Source organism: Antarctobacter jejuensis (genome assembly GCF_052266595.1).
GTDB lineage: Bacteria > Pseudomonadota > Alphaproteobacteria > Rhodobacterales > Rhodobacteraceae > Antarctobacter > Antarctobacter jejuensis.
Genome location: NZ_JBQQXJ010000006.1, coordinates 201,057 through 219,414, shown reverse-complemented (window position 1 = coordinate 219,414; position 18,358 = coordinate 201,057). Strand labels below are relative to the sequence as shown.

The 18,358-nt window shown below is 63.3% G+C and carries 15 protein-coding genes; 10 read left to right on the top strand and 5 right to left on the bottom strand.

The genetic code is table 11. The features are described from left to right. Window positions 1-53: 53 nt before the first annotated feature. Both ACTXGA_RS10940 and ACTXGA_RS10935 read right to left on the bottom strand, forming a co-directional pair. Window positions 54-1,874 (bottom strand): pilus assembly protein TadG-related protein, encoded by a 1,821-nt coding sequence (locus ACTXGA_RS10940; RefSeq protein WP_443393533.1) that lies wholly within the window; start codon window positions 1,872-1,874, stop codon window positions 54-56. Between the two features lie 301 nt (window positions 1,875-2,175). After that, on the bottom strand, window positions 2,176-3,612 hold the full coding sequence (locus tag ACTXGA_RS10935) for a Glu/Leu/Phe/Val family dehydrogenase (protein ID WP_443393531.1): 1,437 nt from the start codon (window positions 3,610-3,612) through the stop codon (window positions 2,176-2,178). Between the two features lie 354 nt (window positions 3,613-3,966). Here ACTXGA_RS10935 and ACTXGA_RS10930 point away from each other — a divergent pair, with 354 nt between their 5' ends. From ACTXGA_RS10930 to ACTXGA_RS10920, 3 genes are read left to right on the top strand one after another with little or no spacing between them, the layout of a single operon-like run. After that, window positions 3,967-6,018, top strand: coding sequence for a pilus assembly protein TadG-related protein (locus ACTXGA_RS10930; RefSeq protein ID WP_443393529.1), 2,052 nt, complete (start codon window positions 3,967-3,969; stop codon window positions 6,016-6,018). Next, on the top strand, window positions 6,015-6,548 hold the full coding sequence (locus ACTXGA_RS10925) for a TadE/TadG family type IV pilus assembly protein (RefSeq protein ID WP_443393527.1): 534 nt from the start codon (window positions 6,015-6,017) through the stop codon (window positions 6,546-6,548). Before ACTXGA_RS10930 ends, ACTXGA_RS10925 begins: the two co-directional genes overlap by 4 nt. 12 nt (window positions 6,549-6,560) lie before the next feature. Then, the gene (locus ACTXGA_RS10920) at window positions 6,561-7,109 is read left to right on the top strand and encodes a TadE/TadG family type IV pilus assembly protein (protein ID WP_443393525.1); all 549 of its coding nucleotides are present in this window, start codon (window positions 6,561-6,563) and stop codon (window positions 7,107-7,109) included. A 71-nt stretch (window positions 7,110-7,180) separates the two neighbouring features. Here ACTXGA_RS10920 and ACTXGA_RS10915 read toward each other — a convergent pair whose 3' ends face one another. Continuing rightward, window positions 7,181-7,660: a hypothetical protein gene (locus ACTXGA_RS10915; RefSeq protein ID WP_443393523.1), complete on the bottom strand. Its 480-nt coding sequence runs from the start codon at window positions 7,658-7,660 to the stop codon at window positions 7,181-7,183. 72 nt (window positions 7,661-7,732) lie between these two features. Then, window positions 7,733-8,746, bottom strand: coding sequence for an NAD(P)-dependent oxidoreductase (locus tag ACTXGA_RS10910; RefSeq protein ID WP_443393521.1), 1,014 nt, complete (start codon window positions 8,744-8,746; stop codon window positions 7,733-7,735). A gap of 59 nt (window positions 8,747-8,805) precedes the next feature. Between ACTXGA_RS10910 and ACTXGA_RS10905 the strand changes: the two genes are divergently transcribed. Together ACTXGA_RS10905 and ACTXGA_RS10900 are read left to right on the top strand one after the other, a co-directional pair. Further along, window positions 8,806-9,972, top strand: a complete 1,167-nt coding sequence (locus ACTXGA_RS10905; RefSeq protein WP_443393519.1) for a 4Fe-4S double cluster binding domain-containing protein — start codon at window positions 8,806-8,808, stop codon at window positions 9,970-9,972. Then, window positions 9,972-10,427, top strand: a complete 456-nt coding sequence (locus ACTXGA_RS10900) for a methylated-DNA--[protein]-cysteine S-methyltransferase (protein WP_443393518.1) — start codon at window positions 9,972-9,974, stop codon at window positions 10,425-10,427. Before ACTXGA_RS10905 ends, ACTXGA_RS10900 begins: the two co-directional genes overlap by 1 nt. Window positions 10,428-10,710: 283 nt before the next feature. Here ACTXGA_RS10900 and ACTXGA_RS10895 read toward each other — a convergent pair whose 3' ends face one another. Then, window positions 10,711-11,544, bottom strand: a complete 834-nt coding sequence (locus tag ACTXGA_RS10895; RefSeq protein WP_443393516.1) for a prephenate dehydratase — start codon at window positions 11,542-11,544, stop codon at window positions 10,711-10,713. Between the two features lie 125 nt (window positions 11,545-11,669). Here ACTXGA_RS10895 and ACTXGA_RS10890 point away from each other — a divergent pair, with 125 nt between their 5' ends. From ACTXGA_RS10890 to ACTXGA_RS10870, 5 genes are all read left to right on the top strand, one after another. Next, complete coding sequence (locus ACTXGA_RS10890; protein ID WP_443393514.1) at window positions 11,670-12,179, top strand: c-type cytochrome; 510 nt, start codon at window positions 11,670-11,672, stop codon at window positions 12,177-12,179. 237 nt (window positions 12,180-12,416) lie between these two features. After that, the gene (locus ACTXGA_RS10885; RefSeq protein WP_443393512.1) at window positions 12,417-14,360 is read left to right on the top strand and encodes an extracellular solute-binding protein; all 1,944 of its coding nucleotides are present in this window, start codon (window positions 12,417-12,419) and stop codon (window positions 14,358-14,360) included. 1 nt (window position 14,361) lies between these two features. Continuing rightward, entirely contained in the window at window positions 14,362-15,456 is a 1,095-nt protein-coding gene (locus ACTXGA_RS10880; protein WP_443393510.1) for a microcin C ABC transporter permease YejB, read from the top strand. 36 nt (window positions 15,457-15,492) lie between these two features. Then, entirely contained in the window at window positions 15,493-16,704 is a 1,212-nt protein-coding gene (locus ACTXGA_RS10875; protein WP_443393698.1) for an ABC transporter permease, read from the top strand. Continuing rightward, entirely contained in the window at window positions 16,701-18,293 is a 1,593-nt protein-coding gene (locus ACTXGA_RS10870) for an ABC transporter ATP-binding protein (protein WP_443393508.1), read from the top strand. The genes ACTXGA_RS10875 and ACTXGA_RS10870 overlap by 4 nt, the downstream gene beginning before the upstream one ends. Window positions 18,294-18,358: the final 65 nt, after the last annotated feature.

The window sequence follows — 18,358 nt, the reverse complement described above, 5'->3', positions numbered from 1 at the left end:
CTTGCCCTGTCCAAAGGGGTAGGTTTTTGCGCTAACCGTGCAGATATCGCCCCTCATTGGATCAGCCTCAGGTTATTGATCTGGCGCGCGATGCTGTCGAAGGCATCGGTGATTTCGGTACCGTGGACATGGAAGAAGTGGCTGTCGGATGAGGCGCAGAGGCGCATCTCTTCGGCCGCTTCGACGGTCGTCTCAAAGGCAATGGTAAAGATCGTGACCCCCAGATCGTTGGCCAGTTCACATTGCTGCCACAGGTTTTCCAGGTTTGCGGATCGCGCGGTGCGCACGTTGTAGCTGCCCGATCCTTGCAACAGCAGTTCTTCTTCGGCGTTGATCGGCGCGTCGGGATCGTTGGGGCGGTATTGGTCCGTCACCTGTCCGTCCGTCATCAGGACGATGTATTTCTCCGTTTCCGGGTCATCCCAGTCAATCGGACGCCCTTCGAAACGGCTCTCGATCAGTCCTGCGTCGATCAGATGGCTGACCGCGTCGCGGGTCGATGGATCCAGCAGCGCCAGGGCGTATTTCATGCCGAACTGCGCACCGGTGCCGTCATGCATGCGGATGTCATCGATGAATTGCGACAGGCTGGTGGCGTCGGCAGAGTAATACTGGATGGCCGTGTCGCGCCCGGGGCACCAGCCCCAGTCCATGACGGTGGCGTCAATCGCCCAGTGGTGAAAGATCGGCACATATTCGTCAGACAGCGGCAGGTTGGAGTTCGCGAACTCAAAGCTGTCGATTTCGACGCAGGAGCCCGGCATGTTGACGTTGATATCGGGAATGACCTCTTCGGCCACCGGTCCGGCGTAGGCCGCTTCCCACGCGACATAGTCGATCGCGCTGTAGGAATAGGTGTTGCCGGGGATCTTGCCCTTGTTCTTGGTCGGGCCAAGGTCAGAGGTGGCGCCGTTCAGGTTGCCTTTGACCTGGAAGTAGCGGTTCTTTTCCGTGCCCCCCTTGATGGAGACACCAAGGAATTGGTCATAACTCGTCAGATCGCCGTCCTGCGCGATCATGTAGGCAACCGCCCCCTTGAAGAAGTCATCCGCATCGCGAGAGGCATCCTCGGGGAAGTCCTCGATCTTGTGCGCCACGTCATAGATGTCGTCGCCGTCTGTATCGAAATAGATCACGATGTTGGAAATCGCCTGCGGCCAGGCTGAGAAGAAGCCGTTCGCAACGTTGACGTTGCCACCGTCCGCGCAGTTCGGATCAGCCAGGCCCTCATCATAGTTTTCGGCATTGTTGTTGCACAGCGACCCGCCCGGGGCGTCCTGATCGCCATTGCCCCAGCCGTTGTTGCCCTTGATCTTGGGGCGCTTGCCAAGGAAGTAGTCGAACATGATGTCGCCGGGGTTCACCTGTCCTGCAAAGGGGATCAGGTTCAGCGTCGTCACGCTTTCCGTACTGCCGGACATGACCTTCTGCACAAAGGCTTTGGCCGCCGGCTTCAGGTTGTCCATCCGGCCGTCGTATCGCATCGACCCCGATATATCGAGGACAAGGCTGATTTCGACGTTCGCGATCCGCTCTTCTGCGGTGGCCAGCGCGTTGGCTGGCAACATGTCCTGCCCGGACATGCGCAGGAACAGCGTCGCCAGGTTGGATGAGGCATCCGCGCTCACCGTGCGTTCGTTCAGCCCCATGTCTACAGAGACGCCATTGACGAAGCTGTCCAGCCCGGCCTTGGCGAGGTAGTCGTTCACCACATCCTGCGGGACCAGCATCTGGTCCAGATCGGCGGCGGCCAGCACCGCGCGGTCCAGCGTGGTCTGCAAACGGGCCCGAGACGCCTCTTGGCGCATGAGATCCACAGAGGCCCCCATGATGACCAGCACCAGCAGGGAGATGTAGATCGAATAAATCGTCACGGTTCCTGCCTCTTCCCGCGCAAAACGGCGGGCGGCGGCAATGGCCCCCGATGAGGTAGAGCGACGCAAGAAAGGAAAGCAGGGCATCATATGTCTCCGTGTTTGCCGCGAGCGGAAGTGCGGCGGAACGAAGACGTTTTTCGGGTAAGATTCGGTCAACCCTCGGGCCAGAAATGCGGCAGAAGAGTGGCCTCAGGTTAGGATTTTCGAAAAGTTAGGCGCGCATTCGACACGACCGCAGCCGCCCGCGCGGCGGCAAGCCGGGCCAGAGCCCGGCCTGCCTGTTATGGGGCTTACGGCCTCACAGGCCCTTGGCCCGGTAGCTGCTCGCCACACGGCCGATCGCCACGATAAAGGCGGCAGTCCGCAGATCGGTCACGTCTTCGCGCCCGTGCCACACCTCGCGCATCGACTGGTAGGCGGTCCGCATCGTGTCATCGAGGCCGGAACGCACAAGTTCCAGTTCATCCGCGCCGCGCAGATACTTGGCCTTGAAATCCGGCGACATCGACCACGCATCACCAAGATAGCGGTCCAGACGTTCCAGCTCGCGCACGATCAATTCATGCCGGGCTTCTTCCTGACGGCGCTGCATACGGCCAAAGCGGATGTGGCTGAGGTTCTTGACCCACTCGAAATAGGACACCGTGACACCGCCCGCGTTGGCGTACATGTCCGGAATGATCACGACGCCACGCTCGCGCAGGATATCGTCGGCGCCCGCCGTAACCGGCCCGTTCGCCGCCTCGATGATCAGCTTCGCCTGGATGTTACGCGCGTTGGACAGGTTGATGACACCTTCCAGCGCCGCCGGAATGAGAATGTCGCAGTCTTCCTCCAGCACCTGCGCGCCCTCGGCAAAATGGTTGGCGTCCGGGAAACCGGTCACGCCGCCATGTTTCACGATCCAGTCCCGCACCGCTTGCACGTTCAGCCCGGCCGGATTGAACAACGCACCGTCGCGTTCGATGATCCCGGTGATGATCGAACCGTCTTCTTCCTGCAGGAACTTGGCGGCGTGATAACCCACGTTGCCGAGGCCCTGCACGATGACCTTCTTGCCGTCCAGCTTTCCGTCCATTCCGGCCTTGGCCACATCCTCGGGGTGGCGAAAGAATTCGCGCAGCGCATATTGCACGCCACGGCCCGTGGCCTCTGTACGGCCCTGAATGCCGCCTGCGTTGGTCGGCTTGCCGGTGACACAGGCGTTGCCGTTGATGTCGGTGGTGTTCATCCGCCGGTACTGATCGGCGATCCAGGCCATCTCGCGTTCGCCGGTGCCCATGTCGGGCGCGGGCACGTTCTGAGACGGGTTGATCAGGTCGCGCTTGATCAGCTCATAGGCAAAGCGGCGGGTGATCTGCTCCATCTCATGTTCATCATACTGTCGCGGATCAACGCACAGCCCGCCCTTGGAGCCGCCAAAGGGCGCCTCCACCAACGCACACTTATATGTCATCAGCGCCGCCAGCGCCTCGACCTCGTCCTGGTTGACCGCGGTGGCAAAGCGGATCCCGCCCTTGACCGGCTCCATATGTTCGGAATGCACCGACCGGTAGCCGGTAAAGGTATGGATCTTGCCCCGCAGCCGGACACCAAAGCGCACCGTATAGGTGGCGTTGCAAACCCGGATCTTTTCCTCAAGCCCCGGCGGCAGATCCATCAGCGCGACCGCACGGTTGTACATGAGGTCGACGGATTGGCGAAAGCTGGGTTCGTTGCTTGGGACGACTGACATGGGGTTCTCCCTTCCTATGTCCGGACACGACGCTGCGCGCGGGCGACGACTTCTTTGGTGAAGCACGTTCATTTTCAGCCTAACGCGGCCCCTGCCCGACCCCAAGCCTAGTGTGACGGGAATCGGGCAATTGCCCCTTGGGCGGCGCACACCTTAAACGCGACCATCGTGGCAATTTGTGAAACAAACCTGAACGAAGGTCGGGATTACCCGGATTTTTGCGTTGTTAACCAACAAATTGCGGCCACAATTGCCCAAGTTTGGCCATCTTAAAATGCGATAAAATTGTCATCAAAACGCTCCGAATCTGGCTCCTGTCTCTGCCAGACGCTTAGAGAGCCAATAGGTGTCCGAATGCTGAAGAATACGACCATCCTCGCGGGTCTGCCCGCACTGCGCAACGTACCGGCCCTGTCCGGTGCCGTGTGCCGCGCCAGCGAATTCTGGTCCGATCAGTCTGGCAACATGTCCTATCTCGCGATTGTTGGTTCGCTGGTCATGATGGTGTTCGGCGGTGTGGGCGTCGACATGATGCATGCCGAGCTCAAGCGCAACAAGGTGCAGAACACACTGGACCGCGCCGTTCTGGCCGCCGCCAATATCGAGAACACGCAAGACCCCGATCAGGTTGTCCGCGACTACCTCACCGCCATGGGAATGGGCGATGCGCTGACCTCGGTCGAAATCGAGCAGAGCCTGACATCCAAATCCGTGACCGCACGGGGCGAGGCCACGATCTCTTCTGACTTCATGTCGCTGATCGGGGTGAACACGCTGGATGCCTCCGGCCTCGCCACCGCCGTGCATGCCTCGGCCAACAACGAAATCTCCCTGATCCTCGACGTTTCGGGATCGATGGGATGGAACGGCAAGATCGGCAACCTGCGCGTCGCCGCAAACGAATTCGTCGACATCCTGCTGCCCGAAGGCGCCAGCGGCAGCCTGACGACCATTTCCATCGTGCCTTACAACGCGTCGGTGAACATGGGCACGCAACTGCCCGAATACTTTGCCATGAACCGGCTGCACAGCTATTCCAACTGCGCCGTTTTCCCGCAAAGCGCCTTTGGCAATTCGGGGATCGACCCCACGTCGCCGCTGGAACAGCAGGGCCAGTTCGACCCCTATTCGACCTCCACCCTGCCCGGCGACACCCCGCGCCAGTGGTGCCGGGACGGCAACAACGCCGCCATCCTGCCGCACAGCGCGGACCGTGTTCAACTCAAGGCGCATATCGATTCGCTTGAGGCCTGGGGCAACACGGCCATTGACGTCGGCATGAAATGGGGCACCGCCCTTCTGGATCCCGAAACCCGCGCCGTGACCGAAGGGCTCGTCGACGATGGCCTTGTCGACGCCGTCCACATCACGCGCCCGGCAAGCTACGCCGATCCGGAAACCTCCAAGTTCATCGTCGTCATGACCGACGGCGAAAACACGACGCAATACGATCTGCCCGCCTCGTTGAAAAACCCCGGTTCCGGAACCGGCGTCTGGGTGAACACCAAGGGGACGGAAACCTACGCGGATGACGATTATTCGGTCCGGCTGGATACCTTCGACAGCCCGGTCACGGACTATTTCCCGCCCTGGGCGCAGGATATCTCGAACATCGTCGTCTATTTCGACACCAATGGCGACGGCGTCCACGATGTCGCGCACAAGATCGAGGGCTTCCCGGACAATGGTCCCCGCGACGTCGACGATTTCATCACCGGCACAGTCGGATACATGATCGCCGCCGACGCTTCGCTGACCGACAGCGCGCAATTCATGGGCGTGTCGATCAAGGGCGGCGTGCAGACGACAAGCTACTTCGCCGTCAAGGACGACCTGAACGGCCCGCTGCCCGATACCGGCCCGACCACCAACACCGGCCCCATTCCCGGCACGACCTATCAGTACAACACCTTCGATTTCACCACCTACGCTTCGACGGGGGGCGACGTGTCGATGTACTACTGGACGCGGTTCTCCGGCGATCCGGCCGAGCGTTACCAGAGCACCGTCGACGGTCTGGGAACCAACCCGGCGTTTGTCATGGAACTCAACCACAACGACCTCTTTGACCGTTTCGGAACGCGGGCGGCTGCCGATCTGCTCTTCGAGCAGGCTGAACTGGACGGCTACATCTCTTCGGGTACCTACAACCTGATCCGGTCCCCCTATGGGGTCGTTGCAGGCCCCAACGCCGCCGACAACCGTCTGGAAGCGATCTGTGACGCCGCCAAGGATCAGGGCATCGTGGTTTTCGCCATCGGTTTCGAAGCGCCCCAGCGCGGTCTGGACGCCATGGCCAACTGCGCCTCGTCCCCCGCCCACTTCTTTGATGTTCAGGGTGCCGATCTCGAAGACACCTTCGCCAGCATCGCCAATACCATTACTCAACTGAGGCTGACCCAATGACCCGTTCGCCCCTCTCAGCCCTGCGCAACTTCTGGCGCAACGAGGACGGCAACGCTGTTGTCCCCTACGCGCTCTGGCTGCCGCTCTTCGTCGCCATCATCGTCTCTTCGGTCGAGATCGGCACCGTTACGGTGCGCCACGCGCAATTGGAACGCGCGCTGGATCAGACCGTCCGCGAGGTCAAGATTGGCGTCGGCTCTCACAGCCATGACGCGCTCAAGACCGCGATCTGCGCCAAGACCACCGTGCTGCCCGGCTGCGCCTCGACCCTGCACCTGGAAATGATCCCGGTGAACATGCGCAGCTACACCACGCCGCCGGCCAAGGCCGATTGCACCGATGTCAGCCAGGAGGCCACGCCGCAGCGCGCCTTTACCAACGGTGCGGGCGGTCAGCTGATGATCCTGCGCGCCTGCTACAAGTTCCGCCCGCTGACCGCGGCCTCCACATTCAACGCAAGCCTGCCCAAGGACGACGACGGCTATACCGCCATCGTGTCGACCTCGGCCTTTGTCTACGAACCCAGCTAAGGAGTTCCCCAGATGCGTTTCGCTTCTTTCTTCAAGGGCTTTGCCCGGGACACTCGCGGCTTCGTCAACGTCGAGGCAGTCATCGTCTTCCCTGCCCTGCTGTTCCTCTTCGGCGTCGGCTGGACCTATTTTGACGCCTTCCGCCAGCAGGCCGTCAACCAGAAGGCCAACTACGTGATCAGCGACATGATCTCGCGTGAGACAGAGCCGCTGGACGGGACCTACATCACCAACGCCCGCAGCCTGCTGCGCACGCTGACCAAGACCTCGATGCAGGAAAGCGACATCCGCATCACCGCCGTGCGCTATGACGCGGACCTCGGCAACTGGACCCTGAAATGGTCGGAGGCCCGTGGCGATTACCCCGCCCTGAACGAGGCCGACCTCGGCACCTATCAGGACCGTCTGCCCGGCGGCGTCAGCGGTGAGGAACTGGTGATCGTCGAGACATGGGACCAGTTCGTTCCGATCTTCAAGGTCGGGCTGGATACCTTCGATATCCGCACCTACAGCTTCACCCGCCCGCGCTATGCGCCGCAGCTGGTGTTCTCGGGCGTCTGACCGGACAGACCAAAGGTTGAGAGAGAGCGGGGGTCGCGACGCAGGTCGCGGCCCCTGTTGGCATCCGGACCCTAGAGTTCCAGATCACCAGAGAGTTTGAGCTTCATCATGTCCGCCATCGGGCGGGTGTGTGCGCCGCTGGTCACGCCGCCCACCGCAACGCGGCGCCCAATGCGCCACCACAGCCCCGGACGCCAGACGCGCGGCTCCGGCTCCTTGAGCACGACGAGGAACCCGTTCGACGGCTTCATCGCAAAGGCGCTGCGATCCACCTTTTCGATGTTGTCCAGCCGCGCGATCACGGTGCCATCGCTGTCCATCAACGCCTCATCCGTCAGGATCAGGGCATGGCCGGTCGCCTCCCACATCCGATGCGCCAGCCACAGCGACAGGCCGCCGCCCAGCACCAGTATCAGCTTCCAGCCCAGTTCCATGCCGCCTTCGGTCAGCGCCAGGTACAGCAACAGGGCGCCCAGACCGCCCATTGCCGCCACACCGATCAGCCGCCGCCCGGGCGAAGCCGTGATGCGCATCATTTCCTCAGTGGCCATACCGTCCCCCTCAAATCGCGGCCCTGTCCTACTGCGCGCAGGGCACGGGGGAAAGCGGTTTCGGCAATCGGCTCACGAACGTCGCACAATCACCTCTGCCCCCCGCGCGGGCGGCTCGTCATCCACCAGCTCCTGCGGAAAGCCCTCGGCGCGGACCTCCAGCCCGGTCGCGGCCTCCAGCCGTTCGATCATCCGATCCGATTGCGCGCTCGCGCCAAAGGCCGCCTGCCCCTGCTTGATCATGTCGATCACCAGCGGCGACAGTTCCAGCGGCACATCATGTGCATCCGCAAGCGCCTGAAACAGGCCGATATCCTTCATCACAAGGTCCAGCGCGAAATCCACATCGCGGCTGCCCGACAGGATCAGCTGGCTTTCGGTCTCATGCACGAAGGAAGTGCCAGAGGAAATCCGGATCGCCTCATAGGTCGTTGCCATGTCCAGCCCGGCCGCCTTCATCGTGGTCAGCGCCTCGCACAGCGTCAGCAGGTTCGCGGTGGCCAGATAGTTTGTCATCACCTTCAGCTTGGACGCCGTGCCCACCTCTCCGGTGTGCAGCACCTTGCGCCCAAGGATGGTCAACAAAGGCAGCACCGCCTCGAAGGTCTCGCGCGGCCCGCCGCAAAAGACTGAGATATTGCCCGTCGCCGCCCGATGACACCCGCCCGACACCGGCGCCTCGACCGCGATGCCGCCCGTCGCCGACACCCGCGCCGCCTGTTCCACGATCACCGCCGGATCGGTTGTCGACATCTCCACCCATGTCTTGCCCGGCCCCATCTCCGGCAGCATCTGCGCCAGCACCGCCTCCGACGCCGCGGGACTGGGCAGGGAGGTGATCACCACGTCGCAACTCGCCATGACCTCTGCCGCCGATGTCCCCGCCAAAGAGCCGTTCGCGATGAACCCGGCCATCTTCTCCGCGTCCAGATCGAACACCTTCAGCGCCACGCCATTGCGTTGCAGATTGCCCGCCAGCTTGGCGCCCACCGCGCCCAATCCGATGAATCCCGTCGTCATGGAAACCTCCTGTTTTGCGCCACCCTGCGAAGGGCGGGCGCGCCGGGTCTGCGCCATTTGCGACATGCGCGGCATCCTTGCGAAAAAGCGTTCCTTTCCGCGCGCCACGGCCCTAACGTCACCCCATGACTTGGCCCGCCAACAGCGCCCAAAGGCCCGACGACGCCGCCGCAGGCATCGAGGTGACAGAGGATTTCACCCCCTTCGCCCAGCGCGACGACATCTTCAGCCGCGCCATGTGGGACAGCACCGTCCGCACAGCCCGGACAGACGCCTTCTTCGCCTCCTACCGGATCGAGGCCGCCCCCCGCCGGGGTGACGGGTTCACCCAACGGGATTTCGCGCTGCGCAACGCGGCCTGGCTGATTTCCGACATCATGACCGACCGCCACGCCGACAAGGGCCGCCGCGAGGGGTTTCAGGCCCCGCTCAGCGCCGAGACACCCGTCGCGCCCGACCGCGTGGAAATAGACGCCCCCGCCCGCATGTCCGCCGAGATCCGCCGCGTCGCCCGTTTCTTCGGCGCGGATCTCTGCGGCATCACGGATTTCGACCCCCGCTGGCTCTACGCCTCGCGCGTCGACACCCGCGACATGTCCGAAGCCCCGCATGACCTGCCCGAGGGGCTGACCACCGTGATCGTGCTGGGCCATGAAATGAAACAGGACCTCGTCGCCACCTACCCCTCGGCCCTTGCCGGGGCGGCGACCGGCGCGGCCTACAGCCATGAGGCCTCGGTGGTGCAGCAACTGGCCGCCTATCTCCGCAATCTCGGCTACCAGGCGGTGCCCTCCATGAACGACACCGCGCTGGCCATTCCCTACGCGGTCAAGGCGGGCCTTGGCGAATACGCCCGCAACCAGATGGTCATCACCCCGGGCCTCGGGCCGCGCCTGCGCTTTTCCAAGGTCTTCACCGACCTGCCGCTGGCTCTGGACCGGCCGAAACCGCTGGGCGTCGCCGCTTTCTGTGACATCTGCACCCGCTGCGCCGACGCCTGCCCGGTCAAGGCCCTGCCCTATGGCCCGCCCAGCACCGACCGTCCCAACCGTTCCGCCATCAAGGGCGTGCGCAAATGGACCTCGGACGCCGAGAAATGTTTCGGCTTCTGGGCAAAACTCGCCACCGACTGCGCGATCTGCCTGCGCGTCTGCCCGTTCAACCGCGATTACAGCCGCTGGACGGCCCGGCTCTGGCGGCGCCTCGCCCTCTCGCGCTTACGCCGCCTCGCCCTCTGGCTGGCGCGTGGCCATGGCACACGGGTCAAACCCGCCGACTGGTGGGCCCGCTGATGCCCCGCCTCTGCATCGACACACCGACCGGGCGCTTTGAAATCACCGAAACCGACGGCCGGATCACGGCGACCACATGGACGGACAGCGCCGCGGCAGACCGCACCCCGCTCCTGGTCCGGGCCGCCGACCAGACCGCCGCCTATTTCGCAGGCGATCTCACGGACTTCGACCTGCCGCTTCAGGTCGAAGCCAGCCCGTTTCAACAACAGGTCTGCGCCCGAATCGCCGCCATTCCCTTTGGCGAAACCACCACCTACGGCGACATCGCCAAGGCCCTGAACGCGCCGCCACAGGCGGTCGGGCGCGGCTGCGGCGGCAATCCGATCCCGCTCTTCATCCCCTGCCACCGTGTGCTCGGCGCAACCACGCTCGGCGGCTTTTCCGGCGGCACCGGGGTCGAAACAAAGGTCTGGCTCCTGCGCCACGAACGCGCGGGCGGCCTTCTGATCTGACCCACCCCGCCAGCCGTCTGTTCGCCGGAGCCCTCCCTCGCTGATGCCGAAAAAGACCCGCGCGGCAGAGCGCGGCAAGGGTGCGGAACGCACCGCCGACAGGCGGCTTGCCCTTGCGGCGCTCGGCCCCGTGGGTCAGGCATCTGTCCGCGAGGGAGGGATGCGGCGATCAGACGGCGGCCTGTTCACTGGTGACTCCCGAAGCCATCCGGCGCGCAGCGCACAGCTAGGGGCCGGTGGGCGGGACTCGCGCCCGCAGGGGCGCGAGGCCCGCCCCCGGTCCTCAGTCCCGTTTCGGATCGCGCGGATAAACGCCCAGAATCTCCAGCGTATCGGTGAAATAATCCAGCTCCTCCAGCGCCCGCTTGACGCCCGGATCGTCCGGATGGCCCTCGATATCCGCATAGAACTGCGTGGCGGTAAACGATCCGCCCACCATGTAGCTTTCCAGCTTGGTCATGTTGACGCCATTGGTGGCAAAGCCGCCCATCGCCTTGTAGAGCGCCGCCGGAATGTTGCGCACCTGAAAGACAAAGGTCGTCATCATCCCGTGCTTGCCGCGCCGCGTGGTGTCCGGCTCCGGCGACATCAGCAGGAATCGCGTGGTGTTGTGCGCGTGATCCTCGATGTGGCGCGCAAGGATGTGCAGCCCGTAGATCTCGGCGCAGAGGTCAGAGGCCAGAACACCCTGGTCCCGCAGCCCCGCATCGGCCAGTTCCGCCGCCGCTCCGGCGCTGTCCGCCGCCGCCACGCCTTCGATCCCGTATTGCGACAGAAAAGCCCGCGCCTGCGGCAACAGCACCAGATGAGCGCGCACCTGCTTGAGATCCTCGATCTGCACACCCGGCAGCGCCATCAGGCTGATGTGGACCCGCACAAAGGCCTCGTCGACGATCCGCAGCCCCGACTCGGGCAACAGGCGGTGAATGTCGGCCACGCGCCCGTAGGTCGTGTTTTCCACCGGCAGCATCGCAAGGTCGGCGCGCCCGTCGCGCACGGCGCGGATCACCCCCTCGAAGGTCCGGCAGGGCAGCACCTCGGCCTCCGGGCGTGCTTCGGCGCAGGCCTGATGCGAATAGGCCCCCAACTCCCCCTGGAACGCGATCCGCTGTGTCATCTCCGGCCCCCTGTCTCGGCGCCCATCGAAAAACGGGCGATTGGTCGCGCCTTCTACCGCTTGCCCAAGGGGATGGAAAGCAATAGATACCCGCCCGACACCTTACCAAATACGCAGGGCTTCTCATGTTCGATACCATGACCTTTACCAAGATCGTCGGCGGCCTCTGCGGCGCCTTGCTGATTTTCCTGATGGGCAAATGGGGTGCCGAAACCCTGTATCACGCAGGTGGCGGCCACGGCGGCGAAGAGCACGCGGCCGGTTTTGCCATCACGGTCAGCGACACCGACGAACCCGAAGCGGAACCCGTTGATTTCGCGACACTCATGGCCTCTGCCGATGCCGGCAAGGGTGAAAAGGTCTGGGGCAAGTGCCGCGCTTGCCACAAGCTGGACGGCACCGATGCCACCGGCCCGCACCTGAACGGCGTCGTCGGTCGTGAAATTGGCGCTGTCGGCGGCTTCGGCTACTCGGGCGCGCTGGATCAGGTGGGTGACGTCTGGTCGCCGGAAAACCTCAACGCCTTCCTTGAAAGCCCCAAGGGCGCCGCGCCGGGCACCTCGATGGGCTTTGCCGGTCTGAACAAGCCCGAAGACCGCGTGAACCTGATCGCCTACCTGCAGACCACGAACTGATCCGGGTCCCGATCACCGCATTCAGGGCCGCTCCCGCCGGGAGCGGCCTTTTTGCTGCGCGCCCCGCAGCCCGCCGGATTTCGGCGCAATCCCTCCTGCAGGGTGCGGCGAGGCCATACCTGCGTTGACGATTGCGTAATCTCGGCTTGAATGTGGTCGAGCGGTCAACTTAGCTTACTTCTAACGAAAAATGCCGCTCAAGTCCCAGGCACCACGCCTGACCATAGGGAGACGACGATGACGATCTCAGCCAAACGTCCTCAAACCCGCAGCGCCGCCCGCGCCCGCAGTCTGCCGGACCCGCGCGTCATGGCAACCGGCGCCCTGGCCATCGGTCTTGCCCTTCTGGGCGCGGCCGCCTTCGCGCAGGACGACGCCGATCCGGTCATCACCTCGCACGGCTATTCCTTCTTCGGCGAACTCAAGTATCCCGCCGATTTCACGCATTTCGATTTCGTCAATCCCGACGCCCCCAAGGGCGGAGAGATGGTGCTGGGCGCAACCGGCACCTTCGACAGCCTCAACCCCTATTCGCGCAAGGGCCGCGCCGGGGCGCTGACCACCGTCATGTACGATCAGCTGATCGAGTCGACAGAGGATTCGGTGGGTGAATACTACTGCATTCTCTGCACCAGCATCGAATACCCCGAAAGCAAGGACTGGGTGATCTTCCACATGCGCGAAGACGCCAAGTTCTGGGACGGCACCCCCGTCACCGCCGAGGACGTGGTCTATTCCCACACGCTTTTCATCACGCAGGGCCTGCCCTCCTACGCGCAGGCGGTCGACCGCATGGTCGACAGCGCCGAGGCACTGGACACCTACACGGTGAAATTCACCTTCAATCCCGAGGAATCCAAACGCTCGCGGATCGAAACCGTCGGCTCCACGGCAGTGTTTTCCAAGGCGTGGTTCGAGGCCGATCTCGAAAACCGCCGCCTTGACGAACCCCGGCTTGAGGTGGCGATGGGCTCCGGCCCCTACCAGCTCGACAGCTACGAGGTGAACCGCCGCATCGTCTACAAACGCAACCCGGACTACTGGGGCTGGGACGTGCCCTACAATCAGGGCCGCTACAACTACGACACGATGCGGATCGAATATTTCGCCGACCAAACCGCCAGCTTCGAGGCGTTCAAGGCCGGCACCTATACCTTCAAGGTCGAAGGCGACCCCAAGCAGTGGGCCACCGCCTACGACTTTCCCAAGGCCCGCCAAGGCATTGTGAAACTTGAGGAACTGCCCGACGGCAGCCCGCCCAACCCCACCGGTTTCGTGTTCAACCTCGCCAAGCCGCAGCTGCAGGACAAGCGCGTGCGAGAGGCGATCTCGCTGGCCTTCAACTTTGAATGGTCGAATGAATCGCTGCTCTACGGGCTGTATTCGCCGCGCTCCTCCTTTGTCGAAGGCACCCATGTCGAGGCCAAGGGCAAACCCGAAGGCGCGGAACTGGATTTCCTGCAATCGCTGGGCGACGTGGTCCCCGCCGCACTGCTCGAAGAAGACGTCTGGACGATGCATGTCTCTGACGCCTCCGATAGCCTGCCGTCGCGCCGCACCCGCCGCGCCGCCACGCAACTGCTGCAAGAGGCCGGCTGGGAAGTCGGCAGCGATGGTCTGGCCCGCAACGCGGCAGGCAAGACGCTGAAACTGCACATGCTGATCCCCTCCAACATCGAAACCTCGGTCGAGGGGATGCACGACGTCTTTGTGCAGAACCTGCGCCAGATCGGCGTGGACGCCAGCTTTGAAAAGGTGGACCCGTCGCAATACACCCTGCGCCGCCGCGAACGCGATTACGACATGCTCTACAGCAGCCGCTACGGCGCCTTCCTCTCCACCGGGGGGGGGCTGTCGCAGATGTACGGCTCTCGTGAGGCGGAATTCAGCCTCTTCAACCCCGCCGGACTGGCCAGCCCGCTGGTCGATGCCATCATCGAGGCCAGCTTTGTCGCCGACAGCCAGGATGAAACCGACGTCGCCCTGATGGCGCTGGACCGCGCCCTGCGGTATGAGTTCTTCGTGATCCCCACCGGCTATATTGCCGATCACTGGGTCGCCTATTACGACATGTACGAACACCCTGAAAACATGCCGCCCTTCGACCTTGGCTATCTCAGCTTCTGGTGGGTCAATCCGGAAAAAGAAGCGGCCCTGAAAGCAGCAGGTCACCTGAAATAACATGGCAGCCTACATTCTCCGACGGCTGTTGCTGATCATTCCCACCCTTCTGGGGATCATGGTCATCAACTTCGTGCTGGTGCAGTTTGTGCCCGGCGGCCCGATCGAACAAATCATCGCCCAGATCGAAGGACAGGGCGATGTCTTCGGCGGTTTCGCCGGGGGCTCCGAAGGCCCGCAACTGGACGACGCCGCCACCGGCGGCGGCAGCGATACCTATGCCGGGGCCCGTGGCCTGCCGCCCGAATTCATCGCGGAACTGGAAAAGCAGTTCGGCTTTGACAAGCCGCCGCTGGAACGCTTCCTCGACATGATGTGGAACTACATGCGCCTCGACTTTGGCGAGAGCTATTTCCGCTCGATCAGCGTGATCGACCTGGTGCTTGAAAAAATGCCGGTCTCTATCTCGCTTGGCCTGTGGTCGACGCTGATCGCCTATATCGTCTCGATCCCGCTGGGCATCCGCAAGGCGGTCAAGGACGGCAGCAGCTTTGACACATGGACGTCGGGCGTGATCATCGTGGCCTACGCCATCCCGGGCTTCCTCTTTGCCATCCTGCTGCTGGTGCTCTTCGCCGGTGGCTCTTACCTGCAGATCTTCCCGATCCGGGGGCTGGTTTCGGACAATTGGGAAGACCTGAACATCTTCATGAAGGTGGTCGATTACTTCTGGCACATCGCGCTGCCGATCACCGCCTCGACCATCTCGGCCTTTGCCACCCTGACCCTGCTGACCAAGAACAGCTTTCTCGACGAGATCAAGAAACACTACGTCATGACCGCCCGCGCCAAGGGCCTGAGCGAGAGCCGCGTGCTCTACGGCCATATCTTCCGCAACGCCATGCTGATCGTCATCGCGGGCCTTCCGGGGGTCTTCATCGGTGTGTTCTTCGGCGGATCGATCATCATCGAAACGATCTTCTCGCTCGACGGTCTGGGCCGTCTGGGGTTCGAGGCGGCGGTTGCCCGCGACTACCCGGTGATCTTTGGCACGCTGTTCATCACCTCGATGATCGGCCTTGTCGTCGGGCTGATCTCCGACCTGATGTATGTCGCCGTCGATCCGCGCATCGACTTCGAAAAGCGGGAGGGCTGAGCCATGACCGCCAATCCCGACCCGCAGCAGCCCGACATGCAGACCGTGATCCCGCCAGAACCCAAACGCGGGCTGTTCACCTTGTCGCCGCTCAACCAGCGGCGCTGGAACAACTTCAAACGCAACCGCCGCGCCCTGTGGTCTCTGTGGATCTTCATCGTACTCTTCGGCCTGTCGCTCTTTGCCGAGTTCCTTGCCAACGACAAACCGATCCTCGTCTCCTACCGGGGCGAATGGCGGATGCCGATCTTCAACTTCTACCCCGAAACCGAATTTGGCGGCGACTTCAAGACAGAGGCCGCCTACCGCGATCCAGAGGTGCGATGCCTGATCATCACCGGCGGCATGGAAGACTGCTTTGACGACCCCGACGGCATGATCACCGCCGCCAACAGCGGCGACATCCTTGACGACGGGTTTCAGAAGGGCTGGCTGCTCTGGCCCCCGATCCCCTACAGCTATGACACCCCGGTGGACCGCCAAGGCGCGGCCCCGCTGCCGCCCAACGACCAGAACTGGCTGGGCACCGACGACACCAAGCGCGATGTCGTCGCCCGGGTGATCTACGGCTTCCGACTGTCGATCGTCTTTACCCTGATCGTGACCTTCTGCGCCTCGATCATCGGGATCGTCGCGGGCGCTCTGCAAGGCTATTTCGGCGGCTGGCTGGACCTGATCTTTCAGCGCGTGATCGAGATCTGGGGTGCCACGCCCTCGCTCTACATCATCATCATCCTCTTCGCGATCCTCGGGCGAAGTTTCTGGCTATTGGTCTTCCTCACCATCCTCTTCGGCTGGACCTCCCTCGTGGGGGTCGTGCGGGCGGAATTCCTGCGTGCGCGCAACCTCGAATACGTCCGCGCGGCCAAGGCGCTGGGGGTTTCCAACTGGAAGATCATGTTCCGCCACATGCTGCCCAACGCGATGGTCGCCACGCTGACCTTCATGCCCTTCATCGTCACCGGCACCATCAGCACGCTGGCGGGTCTGGACTTCCTCGGCTTCGGCCTGCCCTCCTCCGCCCCCTCGCTGGGCGAGATGACCCTGCAGGCGAAACAGAACCTTCAGGCGCCCTGGCTGGGCTTTACCGCCTTTGCGGTCTTTGCCCTGATGCTGTCCCTGCTGGTCTTCATCTTCGAAGGCGTGCGCGACGCATTCGACCCGCGCAAGACCTTCACCGGCGGCACAACCGCCAGCGATGACGACGATGACCCCCTTTACGATCACCCGAAGGACACAACCCCATGAGCGCGCTCCTCAAGGTGAATAACCTGAACGTGGGCTTCCGGCAGGACGGCAAGACCGTCCGCGCCGTCCGTGGCGTCAGCTTCGAGGTCGGGCGCGGCGAAACCGTCGCGCTGGTGGGCGAAAGCGGCTCGGGCAAATCCGTCACCGCCCTGTCCACCGTTTCGCTGCTGCCCGAAAGCGCGCGGGTTTCCGGCTCCGTCACCTATGACGGGCAGGAGATGATCGGCGCCGATGAAAAGCGGCTGCGGCAGGTGCGGGGCAACGACATCAGCTTTATCTTCCAAGAGCCGATGACCTCGCTCAACCCGCTGCATACGCTGGAAAAGCAGATCCGCGAAAGCCTTGAACTGCACCAAGGCGTGACCGGAGAGTCCGCGCGCAAACGCATCATCGAACTATTGACCAAGGTCGGCATCCGCGACCCCGAAACGCGGCTCAACTCCTATCCGCACCAGCTCTCCGGCGGCCAGCGGCAGCGCGTCATGATCGCCATGGCACTGGCCAACGGGCCGGACCTCTTGATCGCGGACGAACCCACCACCGCGCTGGACGTGACCATTCAGGCGCAGATCCTCGACCTGTTGGCCGGCCTCAAGGAACAAGAGGACATGAGCCTCCTGTTCATCACCCATGACCTTGGCATCGTGCGCAAGATCGCCGACCGGGTCTGCGTGATGAAGGACGGCGAAATCGTCGAACAGGGCCCCACGGCCGAGATTTTCGCCAACCCGCAGCACCCCTACACCATCAAGCTCTTGTCCGCCGAAAGCACCGGCCTGCCCGACCCTGTAGAGGACGGCGCCGAGGAAATCGCCCGCACCAAGAACCTCAAGATCTGGTTCCCCATCCACGCCGGGCTGATGAAACGCACCGTGGGCTACGTCAAGGCGGTCAACGACGCCTCCATCGCCGTGCGCGCCGGGGAAACCATCGGCATCGTGGGCGAATCCGGCTCCGGCAAGACCACGCTGGCGCTGGCCATCATGCGCCTGATCCAGTCCGAGGGCGAAATCACCTATCGCGGGCAGGACATCCGCCGCTGGAACACCCGCAACCTGCGCCGCCTGCGCTCGGACATGCAGATCGTGTTTCAGGATCCCTTTGGCTCACTCAGCCCCCGGATGACCTGCGAACAGATCATCGCGGAGGGGCTGCAGGTGCACGGCGCACCCGACGGCCGCCCGCACCGCGAACTGGTGGCAGAGGTCATGGTCGAGGTCGGTCTGGACCCGGTCACCATGCACCGCTACCCGCATGAATTCTCCGGCGGTCAGCGCCAGCGCATCGCCATCGCCCGCGCCATGGTCCTGCGTCCGCGCCTGCTGGTGCTGGACGAACCCACCTCGGCGCTGGACATGACGGTGCAGGTGCAGATCGTGAACCTGCTGCGCGATCTGCAACGCAAGTATGACCTCGCCTACCTCTTCATCTCGCATGACCTCAAGGTGATCCGCGCCATGAGCCACAAGGTCATCGTGATGAAACAGGGCGACGTGGTGGAATACGGCGACGCGCATCAGATCTTTGACGCGCCGCAGACCGATTACACCCGCACCCTGCTATCGGCTGCCTTCGACATCGCGGTCTAAAACGGGGGGCGCCCAGCCCCCCCCTTTTGCCCCCGGGGCAATGGACATGGCGCGCACAAGGCGCC